At 40.1% G+C, this 15,839-nt stretch carries 14 protein-coding genes; 10 read left to right on the top strand and 4 right to left on the bottom strand.

Translation table 11 applies throughout. The features are described 5' to 3' along the window. Positions 1 to 4 precede the first annotated feature (4 nt). The 3 genes from M8998_RS06780 (at position 5) to M8998_RS06770 (ending at position 3,675) form a co-directional block, all read left to right on the top strand. Positions 5 to 652 (top strand): hypothetical protein, encoded by a 648-nt coding sequence (locus tag M8998_RS06780; RefSeq protein WP_249991640.1) that lies wholly within the window; start codon positions 5 to 7, stop codon positions 650 to 652. Positions 653 to 877: 225 nt separating this feature from the next. Continuing rightward, positions 878 to 2,317, top strand: a complete 1,440-nt coding sequence (locus M8998_RS06775) for a phytoene desaturase family protein (protein ID WP_249991639.1) — start codon at positions 878 to 880, stop codon at positions 2,315 to 2,317. Between the two features lie 134 nt (positions 2,318 to 2,451). Beyond that, positions 2,452 to 3,675 carry an MFS transporter gene (locus tag M8998_RS06770; protein ID WP_249991638.1) on the top strand — a complete coding sequence of 408 codons (1,224 nt, stop codon included), beginning with the start codon at positions 2,452 to 2,454 and terminating at the stop codon, positions 3,673 to 3,675. 88 nt (positions 3,676 to 3,763) lie between these two features. Here M8998_RS06770 and M8998_RS06765 read toward each other — a convergent pair whose 3' ends face one another. The 3 genes from M8998_RS06765 to M8998_RS06755 form a co-directional block, all read right to left on the bottom strand. Then, positions 3,764 to 4,363, bottom strand: a complete 600-nt coding sequence (locus tag M8998_RS06765; RefSeq protein WP_249991637.1) for an HD domain-containing protein — start codon at positions 4,361 to 4,363, stop codon at positions 3,764 to 3,766. A 76-nt stretch (positions 4,364 to 4,439) separates the two neighbouring features. Further along, positions 4,440 to 4,886 (bottom strand): C40 family peptidase, encoded by a 447-nt coding sequence (locus M8998_RS06760; protein WP_284040154.1) that lies wholly within the window; start codon positions 4,884 to 4,886, stop codon positions 4,440 to 4,442. Between the two features lie 134 nt (positions 4,887 to 5,020). After that, positions 5,021 to 5,329 carry a DUF3157 family protein gene (locus M8998_RS06755; RefSeq protein ID WP_249991636.1) on the bottom strand — a complete coding sequence of 103 codons (309 nt, stop codon included), beginning with the start codon at positions 5,327 to 5,329 and terminating at the stop codon, positions 5,021 to 5,023. Positions 5,330 to 5,475: 146 nt separating this feature from the next. Here M8998_RS06755 and M8998_RS06750 point away from each other — a divergent pair, with 146 nt between their 5' ends. After that, positions 5,476 to 6,522 carry a type I restriction endonuclease gene (locus M8998_RS06750; RefSeq protein WP_249991634.1) on the top strand — a complete coding sequence of 349 codons (1,047 nt, stop codon included), beginning with the start codon at positions 5,476 to 5,478 and terminating at the stop codon, positions 6,520 to 6,522. Positions 6,523 to 6,543: 21 nt separating this feature from the next. Here the strand turns inward: M8998_RS06750 and M8998_RS06745 are convergent, their stop codons facing one another. Continuing rightward, a complete protein-coding gene (locus tag M8998_RS06745; protein WP_249991632.1) occupies positions 6,544 to 7,569 on the bottom strand; it encodes a hypothetical protein in 1,026 nt (341 codons plus the stop codon). A gap of 417 nt (positions 7,570 to 7,986) precedes the next feature. On the opposite strand from M8998_RS06745, the gene M8998_RS06740 reads away from it, so the two are divergent. The 6 genes from M8998_RS06740 (at position 7,987) to M8998_RS06715 (ending at position 15,697) form a co-directional block, all read left to right on the top strand. Further along, on the top strand, positions 7,987 to 8,148 hold the full coding sequence (locus tag M8998_RS06740; RefSeq protein WP_249991630.1) for a hypothetical protein: 162 nt from the start codon (positions 7,987 to 7,989) through the stop codon (positions 8,146 to 8,148). Between the two features lie 111 nt (positions 8,149 to 8,259). Next, positions 8,260 to 9,951: a tetratricopeptide repeat-containing sensor histidine kinase gene (locus M8998_RS06735; protein ID WP_249991628.1), complete on the top strand. Its 1,692-nt coding sequence runs from the start codon at positions 8,260 to 8,262 to the stop codon at positions 9,949 to 9,951. Between the two features lie 8 nt (positions 9,952 to 9,959). Then, positions 9,960 to 10,625 (top strand): response regulator, encoded by a 666-nt coding sequence (locus M8998_RS06730; protein WP_249991626.1) that lies wholly within the window; start codon positions 9,960 to 9,962, stop codon positions 10,623 to 10,625. A 224-nt stretch (positions 10,626 to 10,849) separates the two neighbouring features. Further along, a complete protein-coding gene (locus tag M8998_RS06725; protein ID WP_249991625.1) occupies positions 10,850 to 12,865 on the top strand; it encodes a phospholipase D-like domain-containing protein in 2,016 nt (671 codons plus the stop codon). An 88-nt stretch (positions 12,866 to 12,953) separates the two neighbouring features. After that, on the top strand, positions 12,954 to 13,895 hold the full coding sequence (locus M8998_RS06720; protein WP_249991623.1) for a hypothetical protein: 942 nt from the start codon (positions 12,954 to 12,956) through the stop codon (positions 13,893 to 13,895). Between the two features lie 83 nt (positions 13,896 to 13,978). Continuing rightward, positions 13,979 to 15,697, top strand: coding sequence for a tetratricopeptide repeat protein (locus M8998_RS06715; RefSeq protein WP_249991621.1), 1,719 nt, complete (start codon positions 13,979 to 13,981; stop codon positions 15,695 to 15,697). The last annotated feature ends 142 nt before the right edge of the window (positions 15,698 to 15,839 follow it).

Genomic DNA, 15,839 nt, shown 5'->3' with positions numbered 1-15,839 from the left:
TTTTATGGGAAGAAATATAATTTGGACTATATGCGCAGGGCTGACAGTTTTTTTTGCCAGTTGTCATGATCCCGCTGCGGTAAAAAATGCGGTAAAAAATACAGATGTAGTAATCCATCCGAAAGATGCGGCAAACTTTAAACAGGAATTAGAAAGCCTGAATGATAGTAGCCGAGTACAGGTAGTGCTACCCGATAGCCTTCCTGTCGTGTACGCCACTGAGGATGAAGTGTTAAACTTGGAGAATGGCATTGTATTGTTTGGCTGGCCTCGTTGCCCTTGGTTTCGTAATGCGGTAGAACCGTTGTTCGAATTTGCACAGGAAGAACATGCCGCAATCTACTACCTAGATATTCACGACATCAGGGATACCAAAGAACTCATTGAGGGCAGCGTTTCCACAACCAAAGAAGGGAGCCCAGGCTATTATGCGATTTTAGAAAAGTTTGATGCTGTGTGGAATCCGTATACCATACTTGGTGTCGATTCCATTAAACGGATATCATCGCCTACAGTTCTTTTTATTGAAAAAGGCAAAGGGGTGCACATCGTCGTATCTACCGTGGTGTCGCAGACCGATCCTGCTGTCAAATTAGATAGTACGCAACGAGAAGAACTTAAAGCACGTTACCGAAAATACTTTACCACTTAATTAGATCATGTATCATGAAGAAAATCTTGAAAACTACCTCAGTATTAGTTATATTCCTAATTTTTACAACCTCCTGCGGATCAGGTAGCGATAAAAAAAACGATGCTGTCGTGGATGCAACCGATTCTACGGCGGTGGAAAACGACGTACAACCAAATACTGGATGCGATTAATTTGCGATAGCTATTCTATATTCGTACCTTATCTAAATAGCCCAATGTATCCATGAGCAGATATGACGCCATCATTGTAGGTTCTGGCCCTAATGGACTTGCTGCCGCCATCACTTTGCAACAGCAAGGTCTTTCCACGCTTTTAATTGAAGGTGATGAACAGATTGGCGGTGGCATGCGAACAAAGGAACTCACGCTTCCGGGATTCAAGCACGATGTATGCTCAGCGATACACCCTATGGCAATGGCTTCGCCTTTCTTCAATTCGTTGCCATTGGCAGCGCACGGTTTAGAATTTGTGCTACCGAGGTATGCGGCCGCCCACCCGTTAGATAATGGCGCTACGGCATTTTTGCATAATAATCTGTCGGATACGGTAGATGGATTGGGTGTTGATGGGCAGCGATATAAAAGGTTGATCGAGCCGTTGATGACAAATTGGGAATCCTTGTCTAAGGATATTATGGGTCCGCTGCGGTTTCCAGACAAACCACTGAATTTGGCAGCTTTTGGCTTGCATGCGCTGCAACCCGCCAGTTGGATAGCGCGCCGCTTTCAAACCCAACAGGGCGCTGCGCTCTGGGCAGGAATGGCGGCTCATGGCATTCAGCCATTGAGCAACTGGACTACATCAGCCATTGCGTTGGTGCTTTCGGCTGTAGGTAATAAATACGGCTGGCCAGTACCAATAGGAGGTTCGCAAGCTATTGCGAATGCATTGCTTAGTTATTATCAATCGCTAGGCGGTGAGCTGCAGACCGGTAATTGGATAGATGATATAGCAACCCTACCATCACACAAAGTATTGATTTTGGACATGACACCAAAACAACTGCTTCAGCTCAAAGGTTGCACCTTTTCCAAAAGCTATACCCGACAATTGCAACAGTTTCGGCAGGGAATGGGCGTTTTTAAAATTGATTGGGCACTTTCAGAGAAAACGCCATTTCGGGATCTGCGTTGTCAGGAGGCTGCTACGGTCCACTTAGGCAATACATATGCAGAGATCGCTGAAAATGAACGTGCCAGTCATCTCGGTAAAAAAGTAAAAAAGCCATTCGTTCTGTTTACACAACAAAGTGCGTTTGACGACCAGAGAGCTCCTGCGGGTAAGCATACCGGCTGGGCATACTGTCATGTACCTAATGGTTCGCCAGAAGATTATACCCAAGAAATAGAGAAGCAGATAGAAAGGTTTGCGCCAGGTTTTAGAGATACCATTTTAGCGCGACATACCTATAGTCCCGCACAATTAGAAGCGTATAATCCCAACTATATCGGCGGTGATATCAACGGTGGAATTATGGACATATTTCAATTGTATACCAGACCAGTAAGATCACTTACACCTTACCGTACTTCATTAAAACAGGTGTATATCTGTTCGTCATCCACTCCGCCAGGTGGTGGGGTACATGGCATGTCTGGTTATCACGCTGCAAAGACTGCCTTGAAAGATCATTGGGGAATAGTTGATGCGGTAGGATTATAAATAGTTTCGGCAGTTTGCAAAGTGACGACCTTGAATATTCCATATCCAATCATAAATTTTTCAGGGAAATAGCCTTTTTTTTAATTTTTTTAAAATTAATTTTTTGTAGTTTCATTTTATAAAACCAATTATAGATGAACGAGCAAGTCAAAAAGAAGAATACCATTCTAATAGTTTTAGTGGCCTCACTCGGGTATTTTGTAGATATCTACGACTTAATTTTATTTTCTGTAGTACGTGTGAAAAGTCTGACAGATTTGGCAGTACCGGAAGAAGATATGCTCCATGTAGGAGCCACGATCATTAATAGTCAAATGTTTGGGATGTTAGTAGGCGGTGTTTTGTGGGGCGTACTGGGAGATAAAAAAGGCAGGTTAAGCGTTTTATTCGGCTCGATTATCACTTATTCCTTAGCCAATATTGCCAACGGCTTCGCTACGACTGTTGATCAATACACCATTATCCGTTTTATCGCCGGTGTGGGTCTGGCGGGAGAGCTAGGCGCAGGCATTACGTTGGTTGCCGAAACGATGAGTAAGAAAAATAGAGGTTACGGAACCATGATTGTCGCTGCTGTTGGTTTGATGGGGGCGGTAATGGCAGCTTTAATCAGCTCACGCTACACGTGGCAGACCAGCTATTTTATCGGAGGAGGTATGGGCCTTCTATTGCTAACATTACGTATTGGCCTGGTAGAATCGGGCATGTTTAAGGAGGCTGCCGATAAATCAGTGCAACGTGGCAACTTCTTCATGTTGTTCAACAATTGGGCGAGATTTAAGAAATATTTGTGTTGTATTTTAATTGGCTTGCCTCTATGGTATGTTGTTGGTGTATTAATCACCTTCTCGCCAGAGTTTGGAAAGGCTTTAAATGCCACTGGTGTGTTAGATGCTGGTAAAGGAATTATGTATTGTTATATTGGAATTTCGGTAGGAGATGTGGTGGCTGGTCTTTTATGTCAATTACTAAAGTCCAGAAAACAAGTGATGTTCATTTTTCTAGTGCTAACAGCGATTTCTGTAGGGATTTACCTTAATTCTTTTGGTGTAACTCCAGAAGGTTTTATTCTATTAAGTTTGCTGTTGGGATTTGCCTCTGGTTATTGGGCAACATTTGTGACTATTGCGGCGGAGCAGTTTGGTACTAATTTAAGAGCTACTGTGACCACCACCGTTCCAAACTTTATACGCGGATCTTTAATTGCTATTACGTTAAGTTTTCAGTTTTTCAAAGACAAACTGGGTATTTTAGAAGGAGCCATGTTGGTTGGCGCAATTTGTATCATCATATCGCTGGTAGCTTTGAGTCAGTTAAAAGAAAGCTTTAGTAAGGACTTAGATTATGTAGAACATTAATATGTAGGTTAATCCAGATGCATGTCAGGCGAAATACACCTGGCCAAACAGGTCGGAAATGGATGCGAATGCAACTTCGAGGCAGCGATTATTTGGAGTTTTTTTTCAAAAAACCTTTCTCCACGCCGTCCTCTATTAAGGTCTCCGCATAAGTCCAAAGATCTTTAGAACCCTCTTTGATCACACTTTTTTTAGCATATACTTTCTGGTAATTTACTCCTGGCTCATGCCAGGTACCTCCATTGTTGGAGCTGTTTTGTAACAGAGGTTCTAAGCGATCCATGGCGCGAGCAAACTTGGCTTCTGCTGTTTGTCCGCCTTCAAACTCTTCCCAAATAGCAATTAATTCCTGAGCGGTTTCTTCCGGTAGGAGTCCGAAGATGCGTTGTGCAGCTAAGCGCTCTTCATCAGTATTGTCATGGCTTTTTTGGGTGTCATATATAAATGTGTCGCCAGCATCAATCTCCACAACATCATGAATGAGAACCATTTTTATCACCTTCAGTACGTCTATCGACTCATTCGCATGTTCGGTAAGTACGATGGCCATCAGTGCGAGGTGCCAACTATGTTCTGCGCTGTTTTCGCATCGATCACTATGAAACAACTTCGTTCTGCGCTGAATGTATTTCAGTTTGTCGATTTCTTTGATAAAGGCGAGTTGTTTTGAAAGATTTTCAGGCACCATGCTTATTCCGCTAATTCTTTAAATTATTTTACAACTCAAAAATACGAAGCTAATTTTTAAAAGCAATTGCATTAAATTAGAGCACGCGGACAACTTTCATAAACCGACGTTGATAACTACCTTCCAACTTGGTTTCCGTTACTGCTTGTGCCTTGCCCGAGCTGGCGTGAATAAAATGAAGGCCTTGAGATGCCGCATTTGACAGTATAATTCCTACATGTCCAATACTGCGATTGGCAGGATTGGTGCCCGTAAACAAGATAATATCCCCCGCCTTTGCCTCTTCTAAATTTATATCTTCTCCTGCTTGCCCCATACCCGATGAACTTCTGGGCAAGCTGATGCCAAATTCTTTAAATACATAATACACAAAACCGGAACAATCGAAGCCGGCACTTGGGCTGGTTTGTCCGTATTTGTATTTAATGCCTAAGAGTTTTTTGGCGAATGCGATCAATTCTTCTTCCGCAACAACTTTAGCTTCTTCCGAATAATTAGCGCTTATACAAGTATTACTATACATTCGGGATTCAGCCGGAAATTTTGCAGTTGAAGATAGATTTGTTAAGAAATACAAACCTGTTAGGCAGGATATTTTTATGAGATGCGCTGCTTTCATTCAAGCAAAGTTACGGAAAATGAGGGAATTGCATTTAATTAATTACACATGCTTCGATCTACATAAGTTTTATTTCCGTTTCTATTGATATAATAACAGCCTCCACGAGGTCCGCGTATGTATCGACGTGTGGGTTCGGCAGTTGATGAACTCTTCTTATTATCGCTTGAACCTTTTTTGATGGAAGTCGGGTTAGGGGGCGCGCTCGCTTCATACTTAGCATAGATCCAAGTGCCGTCTGGTTTAAGAATGACGCGCCTGCCATCATTGGTTGTGGCATACTTGTTCTGAGCCGACAGCGGATGAGCCATCAACAATGCAAATACGATATAGTATACTATTTTCATAAAATGAGTTTGTGCCCGCAAAAAAGTGACTTTTTTCAAATAGAAGATAAGGTTTCCCGTAATGACGCGTGTTGTCAAGCCACTATCTTTATTTCTAGCGTAAAACAAACACATCGCCAATATTAATTACTAAACGAGATTACATTATGGATTTTAAAGATGAAATTCGCCAATTTGGAAAGCGCGTAGATCGGCTTTTGCCTCAAATTAAAACAGAAGAAGCCACAAAAACTTCACTTGTATTACCTTTTCTAAGAATTCTTGGGTACGATGTTTTCGATCCTTTTGAGGTACATCCAGAATTTATTGCGGACATCGGCATCAAAAAAGGGGAGAAGGTAGATTACGCTATTCTTCGCGAAGAAAAACCTACGATTCTCATCGAATGCAAGCATTATGCAGATGGTTTGGACCCCCATAATTCACAGCTGTTTCGTTATTTCCATACTACGGAAGCCAAGTTTGGCTTGCTAACCAATGGGATAGAGTATCGGTTTTATACCGACCTAGTAACGCCAAACAAAATGGATGAAAAGCCCTTCTTTGAGTTTAAAATATCAGACATCAAAGATAATGAGATACAAGAGTTGAGAAAGTTTCATAAATCTGTGTACGATTTAGAAAGTATCTCTACCGCTGCAAGCGATCTTAAATACTCCACTGAATTAACTATTCTAGTGAATGCGGAGATGCAACATCCAACGGATGAATTCGTGCGATATTTTGCCAAACAGGTGTATCCCAGTGTGGTTACTGCAAAAATTTTGGAACAATTTAATCCATTAGTTAAAAGAGTGTTCGCCCAGATTGTCAATGATCAGATCGCAGAGCGACTGAAAAGCGCTTTAAAAAAAGAAACAGATGCGGAGGAACAATTGGCTGCACAACCGGTTGAACCTACTTCTCTCATTGTAACGACACAAGAGGAGATTGATGGCTTTTTAATTGTGAAATCGATTTTGCGTAAAAATATTGAGGTAGGCAGGATATTTATGCGTGATAATCAATCCTACTGTGGTATTATTTTGGACGACAATAATAGAAAACCAATTTGTCGTTTCTATTTCACGTCGAGCAGACTTCGATTGGGGCTCTTTGACAAAGAGAAAAAGGAGTTAAAATACGAGCTCAACCAATTAGATGATATCTATCTCTATGCCGAGCAGCTCGTAGAAACGGTAGCAAATTATTAGTGACAAAGAAGGCGCAATTGATTAATCAATTGCGCCTTCTTTGTTTTTGCAGATAGCGTAAGACTCGAGTATATATTGTGTGGCAGCTTTCAGCGACCTATGTTGATGGGTAGGATGTAACCCAGGATAGGTAAAAAACTCAACTTCATTGTTGATTTTCGAATACCATACCTTATTGACATGATTCTTGGTTAAGGTGTCCGTTTGTGTGATTCTTTTAAAATGCCTTAACTTTTCACTATTCAACGCCATGATGTTGAGTTGGGGATTTACATCATTGCAATCTATAGCAACATAGTTTTCTCCATTCCAGTACATACACTGCTTATCCGGCCAAGTATAAAAAGCCATTAAAAGAGTAAGTACTAGCGCTGTAGATAGTATAGATAATGACTTTTTATCCTTTAACTTCCAAACAGGATGTCTTGTCAAAACCACTTTTTTATTTTGTTCTCCCTCACTATTTGTACCCAGCGTGATTTTTGTATCTGCGTCTTTGGTTTTGGTTGGAGCAACACCAATTAATGGGTTTGGATTCGTGCTCACTTCACTTGTCATTTCTTTAGGAACTCCTGTTGGTTCACCCGAAGTATTATTATCTCCTTTTGGCATCTCTTCGCCCGGGTTACTTGCTTTTGATTCCTGCGTTTTTTCATTGCCCGATACGGCATTTTCAACTTCTTCTAACTCTTTTTCTCGCCAAGCAGCGTATGGTCGCGGCTGAAAGTTTATGAAGATTGATAGCAAAATAATGGTGTCATCTGATGGTTCGCTGGTTCTGCCTTGCATAAAGTATTGAACTGGTCTGAATTTGTCAATTCCTCCATTCATAATGGCGCGTGCAAGGTCTTCAAATTTCCTGGTATTGTTGAAGATCTTTTCAAGCGCAGGCGTGTCTTTTTGCAAATCCCCAGATGCAAGTTTTAATAAAAGTACATCTCTCAACGCTGCTGGTGAGCGACGTTCTATTTCTCCAAGATCATTATCTGCTTTTCTATTTAGGTAGAAGGCGATAACGGCTTCATTAAAGTTAATTATTGTTGGCATAGGTACAAAATTACATCTATCCACCCATCGGAATTTACGGAAAACCATAAGTCGCCAAGAGCCTCCATCTAGCTGTTTTCCATCGGAAAAACCGGAATTCAATCGGAATTTTCGGAATACCACCGGAAAGAGCGGAATCATCGGAAATACCTTTTTATCAGCCAGTTGTCCGCTATAAATTTGCTTTCGGAATCAGGTAATAGATTAGTTCGTTCTTTCGAGGAAAGATACAAAACAGATTCCAAAAAAGAGAAAACACTGCGGCATTCTTTAGCCGGTTTGGGAAGCAGCTTTAGTCTTCCGCAGTATGATCTCACACTTCCCAAAAAATCAGAAGGCCTTCTGAAAACAATTGTAGCAACCCCGTGCACGAAGCATGCGGACCTACCAAGTTTTTGACTTTTAATTTTTTGTAAAATGTGGTATTTAATTTTTCTTCTAATGATCAGCCAGGGTGGACAATCAACACCTACAACCGGACAAAATGGACAAACAACCATTCAAAGTACCGATGGCGATGGAGGTGAAGAAGGTGACACAGGAACTGTAATTCCGCCAAGACCTCCGATAAAACCATAAGTAGTTGTAGATAATAGTTTACATATGAGGGGCAACATTTTAGTTGCCCTTTCTTATTTAATTATGCTAATTATTGCATAAATTAGTGGGGTAACTCTACCGGCCTTTACTTTGAAAAATCCCTTCTATATTTTTGCAGCTCTCTTCCTGTTGTCCTGTTCTGATAAACCCGGAGAAGAAATTCTAATCGAATCTGAAAATTATGATTACGATCAAGCTTATGTGTTTTTGAATGAAGGTAAGTCAGATAGTGCTTTTTTAAAATTTAGTCAAGCAAAAGATTATTTTCAAAATATACCTGATAGCTTAAATGTCGCTAATTGTTTGTTGATGATGGCCATGATTCAACGAGAAGCGGGGGATTATTTTGGTGGGCAGGAAACAGCGCTACAGGCAAATGACTTTTTGGATCAACAGAAAGAGGAGCACTATCCTTATCTAAGCTCTAATTATAACACTCTAGGAAGGATCAGCCGTGATTTAAAAAATTATGAGGACGCACTATCTTTTTTTAAAAACGCCCTAATTTTTTCTCAGGATTCGGCTAACATATCCATATTTCAGAATAATATTGCTTTAGTTTATGAAAATCTTAAACAGCATAGTAAGGCTGATGAAATTTTTCAGAAAGTCTTATCTCGACCTTATCTAAATCGTAAAGAATACGCCCGCACATTATCTAACCTAGCTAATGCGCGATGGGAAAACGATCCTTCCTACATAGCAGCTCCTGAATTATTGATTGCATTAGCCATACGTATCCGAGAAAAAGACTTCTCCGGCCAAAATGCGAGTTATGCCCATCTTGCTGATTACTATAAGCAACGGCGTCCCGACTCCTCTTTGTTCTACGCACGGAAGCAGTATGTTTCTGCTTTAAAGATTAAAAGTCCGGATGCACAGGTCAAAGCGCTGCGGCGATTAATCCAAACAGGGAATAGAGATTCCGTGCAAACCTATTTCAATAGCTACAGTACACTCACTGATAGTTTGGATAGCGCTCGTAAAGCCGCTAAAAATCAATTTGCTTTAATTCGGTATGAAGTAGAGAAAAACAAAGCCGACAACCTGCGTTTAGAAAATGATAATATCGAAAAATCGACTCGACTTACTCGGCAACGTGCTATAACTGGTGGGCTCACATTTCTTATTATTTTCGCGGGTATAGGCGGCAATTTTTGGTATAAGAAGCGGAAAGAACGATTGGAATTAGAAGCACAAAATAAAATAAAAGCAAGTAAACTGGCGACATCACGTAAGGTGCATGACGTAGTAGCCAATGGTATCTATCGTGTAATGAACGAAATTGAATACAATGATCAATTGGATCGGGATAGCTTGCTCGATAAGTTGGATACTATGTACAATAAATCACGTGATATATCTTATGAAGCGGAAGAACTGACAGAAACTTCAAATGCTTATCATGATGTATTAGGAGACTTGTTAAAATCCTTTGCGAAGGAGAATCGCCGCGTGTTAATTGCTGGTAATGATGCATTAGTATGGGAGTATGTCAGCGATCAGGCCAAATCTGAACTGACAGAAGTGCTGCTTGAGATGATGGTCAATATGGCAAAACATAGTCATGCGGAGAGCGTGGCGATTCGTTTTAGTCAAGAAGACCAGAGTCTGCAGATTCATTATCAGGACGACGGAGTTGGAATGAAAGCCGATGCGCCACGAGGAAAAGGTATTGATAATACGGTTTCCCGTATTCAAGGATTGAGGGGAGAAATTATCTTTGCTAGCGAAGCTGGAGATGGGTTAAAAATAGATATCCGTATCCCCATTTATAAATAGATTAAAATATGTTTAAAAAAGTCCTTATCGCGGAAGATCAACAAAGCGCCAATATATCATTGCAGAAGACCCTTCAGGACCTTCAGGTTGCAACTACAGATTATGTATACTATTGTGATCACGCTTTATCCTGGATAAAAAATGCACAACGGGCTCGCGAACCCTATGATTTACTGATTACTGACCTCAGTTTCGAACCAGATAATAATACGCAAAGACTTGAGCATGGCACAGATTTAATTCGCGAAGCAAAAAATGTTCAGCCAGATTTAAAAGTGATTGTTTTCTCCGGTGAAAATCGCCCAAGTGTTATTGATGATCTTTTCGAAAACCTGAAGGTTGATGGTTACGTACGTAAGGCACGACATGATGCAGATCATCTTAGGCAAGCTCTTCATACGGTGTATGCGCAAAAGTGCTATAAACCTTCCGCGATAAAGCAAGCGATACGTGAGGAAAATTCTTTCGAATTTACAACCGTAGATATTGCTATCGTATCGCTACTTTATCAAGGAGAAATGCAAAAAAATATACCCTTTATCTTGAAACAGCGGCAATTAAAACCTTGCAGTTTAAGTAGCGTTGAAAAACGACTCAATAGTATGAAAGAAGCTTTAGGTTTTTTGAAGAATGAACAGCTTGCAGTGTACTGCAAGGAGAAGGGTTTGATATAACGTACTAGAAACTATCCAGTCTATATAATAAATAAGGAGAACTACACCGTAGCTCTCCTTTGTTTTATTAACTAATTTTAAATGAGTTGTTTATGTTTTTTAATCGTTACGGGAAACCGTAAATTAAAATCGTAATAAGCTTCTACTTTTGATGCATAAACAGACCTCGAATGAGTAGCATAAATAATTGTGCTGCTTGGCCGGAAACTATGAAATGCATACCGATGAAATTACGAAAACTTTTCTCCTCAACAGCTGTAGATGTACAGCCCGCAACGCTGGATCAACAGGTCATTGACGATAATGAGGCAATTCATGCCGCCATTATCTCTCAACTACAGTCCGCTCAAAGCGAAATCTTAATTGCAGCATCTTGGTTTACTGATCAGGAGCTGTTCGATGTTTTAGAGCAGAAGATTGCTTCCGGAACAAAAGCTGAAATTATCTTGGCAGATAATGATGACAATAAACGATTGCCTTTCGATAACTTGGTTAAACAGGGCGCGATTGTTTGCCGGGTACGAGGTGCTGGCTATGGGATGATGCATCATAAATTCTGCGTCATCGATCGAACAACTGTTTTGTATGGGTCCTACAATTGGAGTGTCAATGCCCGTAACAACAACAATGAAAGTATTATGGTGACTAATGATCCCGGAACCGTAGAAAAGATGGTGAAAATATTCTCCGAAACCAAAGAGAAAGTAGCCCTACAACATCAACAGTTACTGGTAGACTCGGATAAAGATGTGGTAAAGACAGTTGCAAAGAACACTATAGTGGAAAAGACCGATTCGAGCTTTGCAGATGTGTTGGATTCGATGATTGCTGCCGAAGTGGCTAATTTTGATCGAAGCTTACTGCGTCAGCAAGGATATGATAGAGCAAAATCTACCAATGGAGATCATCAAACTTTACTTAAAGCGCTCGATACCGTCTATTCTGTGTTTATCAATGATATTGACGTGATCGACGATAAAAAACGTCGTCTTTTGGGAAAAGTTGAAGAGCAAAGATTGAAAGCTACAGAAGCCGCACAGGATCAATCTGATTTGAGTATGAATCACTTAAGCGCGGAGTTAGAATTAAAGAAGCAACACGCTGCTTCGGCCATTGTTGCGAACGACTCTAATATTGCTATTCACACTGAAAAAATCAATCTAAACAATAAGAAGATACAAAGCGAAGAAGACAAAATTCGAAAATGCGATGAGGAAATTAATGAGCAGAAACTAATCTTCGTTCGTCCTGGACATCGCTATTTCGAGTTGATTCCACTAGTTTTTTTTGGGGCACTTTTGCTTTTTTATCTATTCATTTTTTACTCTTCTGCTGCCTATATCATGATTTACAGCGCGGCAGATGCGGAATACAACCTTAAAACGGGCGTAGTAGATATTCCTGAGGTATTTAATCCTTATGCGCTGTCTGATGCTTGGGACAAAGGATCGGTTGCACTTTTGTTTATACTCAGCTTCGTATTAGTTCCAATCGCATTGGCTGTACTTAGTCGCATCGCTCGATTCAATTCATGGAGAGATGGGATTACTTGGGGAGGTATCTTTTTTGTTGATGCCATTATTGCGTACCAAGTAGCCTCTGTGGTGCATCGTGTAATGATTTTGAGAGGTGATACTATCGAAAAATGGCATTTCAATAAGATATTTTCAGATGCAAACTTTTATCTGGTATTCATTTTAGGGGCACTTGGACTTATCCTCTTTAAGTACATCTACAGCAAATTTATTAGCTACTTTGAAGATAGAAATCCCGATCATGCCGCCTTAAAAAGTAAAACATCAATTAATCAATACCAGCAAAATAAGTATAAGTGCTCAGAAACCATTCGCCAGCTAGCTGATAATAATGGGATATTGGAGCAACAAAATATTCTATTGAGAGCAGAAAATCAACTTTTAAAAGCCGAAATAGAGGAAGCTCCCATCACTCTAGTTAGGGAAAAAGAGAAAGCTTCGCTGCTACTCAATCAGAAGAAGCAGTATATTCAACAAACCGCAGACATCTACATTAGCCATATTGAAAATGATAATCTTCCCATTTCCTTACACTCCTTAAAGGATCGGATTAATATATTTTTGGAAGGTTGGAACGACTTCTTGCATCAAGAATATTCTATCATGAAGGCCACTGAAATGTCTATCATGGCGAATCGCAGCATTGATTTGTGGCAAGAAAATAAAATTATCACTAATAAAATAGACTACCGTGTTACAGCATAAACAATTTCTATTCCTTACATCCTCACTTTTTTTCTTTTCCGTACTGTTCGTTGCATGTAACGGGTGTGACGAAGATTCTGAGAAGCCAATGATATTTGAAGATATCCATTACAATATTACCATTGCTCCGGATTTATCCAATCGCATTGATACGATGTTATATCCCAGAGCGATATCTGATTTAGTTATTGTGGATGGCTTTATTGATGCCTTCTATCCAGGAATTGTTACTTATGACTTGGGTAGGAAAAAGGACAACCTACGTAAAACCGGGCAAAAAGATATTTTACGTGTTGATTTTATTAATCAGAAAATGGGCAGTAATTATGTTCTGGCAGACATGGAATTCAATCTGGCGCGTTTTGAAAAAAATCAGGCAGAGAGAATCCAATACCTTACTAATCAAGGGACCGAAAATCTGGATCAAGACAAGCAAAAATTTAAACAATCATATGCTAAACTGAATGATGCTGTTATGAAGCAGAATATGAAAGCAGATATTTGGTCTTATTTTAATAACGGGATTAAAAGTAATTTGTTGGATAATGACATTGATTCTGTTATGCATAAAAATGGAAAAGGTCTAAATAGATCCTTTGCCTGCAATGTGCTGGTGCTATTAACGGACGGCTATATAGAAGCTGGACTTTATGGTAAAGAAAACTGCGAAGGCAACAGGTGCTATTTCTTGGATTCAAAAAGAGTGGATGATTTTAGAATAGCTTTCAAAAAATCTGGATCAAATGATATGAAAGCCTTTTTCGGGCAAGAGGGTTATGGTATCATTCCTGTCGAAAACCCATTGCTCAAAAACTTAAATGTATTGGTTATGGAGATGTATGACCGATCAATCGATTCGAGTGGGAGGGCCAAATATCATCCCTCCGATTGGGAAATTTTACAATTATTTTGGTCAGATTGGCTGACGCAGTCGGGTGTAAAATCATATAAATTATTGCCAACAGCTAGTTCTAAGCAAGAAGCCATGCGTCATGTGCAAGACTTTTTGAGAAGCCGATCTGTAGAATAGCCTCGCACAACAAAAGGTAAATCAGCAGAAATGCTGACCGACGTAAAATATTTCCTTATCTTCGTTAGGTCAAGCCTTTTAGAATGCGAGTCCTAATCTTTATTCTATTTTTATTATTCTCCCTGTTTTGCTTTGCCTGTACTGATCCAGTTGGTAATGATTTTACCCGTAAGGTAAATCATATTCTTTTAGAGGGTAGAAATAATCCTAATAACATAAATTCTAGATGGATTGCCGATTCGTTAGAAGGCTTAAATGTGAAAGAAAAACGCATACTGTCGGTCATTCAAAAGATACAGCGCACGCAGCAAGAGGCTGCTACCCAGACACAGACCAAGACGGAAACAGAGTGGCTTTTAAAGGAAGCAGATTCTCTCTCTACTCAAATCGGAGATCCGAGTTTGTCTGTTTGGGTCAAATCGCAGATTGGATATTATTACTATCACCTTACACAATTAGAAAAAGCCTTGCCCTACTTTGTCGAGGTTTCCAAATACTTGGCAGTTCCAAATTTTGAACCGAAGATAGACCCGGTAGATTGCCTTCTAAAAAACGCTTATTTTTTTGGCAACATCGGTGATCATCAGCTAGCAATTAATAATCTTGAAGACGCCTTACTTTCGCAGACTATTGGACAAAACGATACCGCACTGTTACAATATGCATTGGGGTATCACTATCAAATCGTAGGGGATTCTGAGAAAGCGAAAACCTATTTTTTATCCGCTAAATCTGGTGCAGAGCATCGCAACCCAATTCGTTATGCGAAAGCACTCGGGGAATTGGCTTTGTTAGAAATGAATTCCGGGAATAGTGTGAACGCGGAAGATTTCTTGCTAGAAGATATCAACTTGTCGAAACGTTATGGCGATGCGCGCAATGCCATGTTTGCTCGCATCAGGCTTGGTAAGCTTTATATCGAAATGCAGCGATGGGAAGAGGCAAGTGCGGCGCTACAAAAGGCAGAAGCCTACGCAGCTACCAAAGAAAATTTATTAGGATTTCAGCGGGAGATTATACAGCTGAATTTGTTGATCCAGCAGCACGCGGGCAATCAGGAAGCGCAACTTGCGCTACATCATAATCTGCGTGAGGTAGAGGAGCAGGTAAAGTATACCGATGGTGAAGATGCGGTGATGAATGTAAAATTGAAACTATTACGAGAAGAGTCCGATTGGAGTAGAATAATACAAGAAAATAAGCTGCAAAAATCAAATCTAACCGGCATTGCTTTACTGTTTATTTGTACTTTGTTGATCATACTAGTTATTTCTCTACGCGTTTCAAAATTGAAATCATTGAGGTTACAACAATCGGAATTTGAATATAAAATCACCACTATAGAATTGGCAAAGTTTAAATCGGACAATCGGTATGAACAGGCACAACTTACGATACAATCTTACCTCAACTTTATTGAAGAGCGTAACCATGCGATTGATCATCTAAAGGAGGAGCTGACCAAGCTAGAAAGCACTACGTCTGGTGATGACGTAGAAAAACGGCAAAAACTACAGGATTTACTATCCGAACATTTAATGACTGAAGATAACTGGTACCGCTTTAAACGAATTTTCATCGCGGAATATCGGCCATTTTATGACTATGTGGTAGGGCAGTTAACGGGTATCACGGAATCGCAGTTACGTATTGTACTTCTGCAAAAGATTGGCGTCACCAATCACGAGATGGCAAACCTTTTGGGTATCGGTCAAGAATCTATTCGGAAAGCGAAGCAACGACTTCGAAAAAAATATGGAGACGATTACGAGCAATGTTTCCATGTCTCTGCAATTATATAACCTCCTGCTTTCCTGGAGATAAATCTTTTTAGCAAATATGTTTTAATAGGATCTCCATGCTGAACGATTGATACAGTCGATCTATCTATGGTTGAACCAAATTTTCACATTTTAATCGATTTCCGGTAGGTCGATTAAAAAT

Source organism: Sphingobacterium sp. lm-10 (assembly GCF_023554555.1).
Classification (GTDB): domain Bacteria; phylum Bacteroidota; class Bacteroidia; order Sphingobacteriales; family Sphingobacteriaceae; genus Sphingobacterium.
The sequence above is the reverse complement of the archived record's forward strand: the minus strand, read 5'-3'. Positions and strand labels throughout refer to the sequence as shown.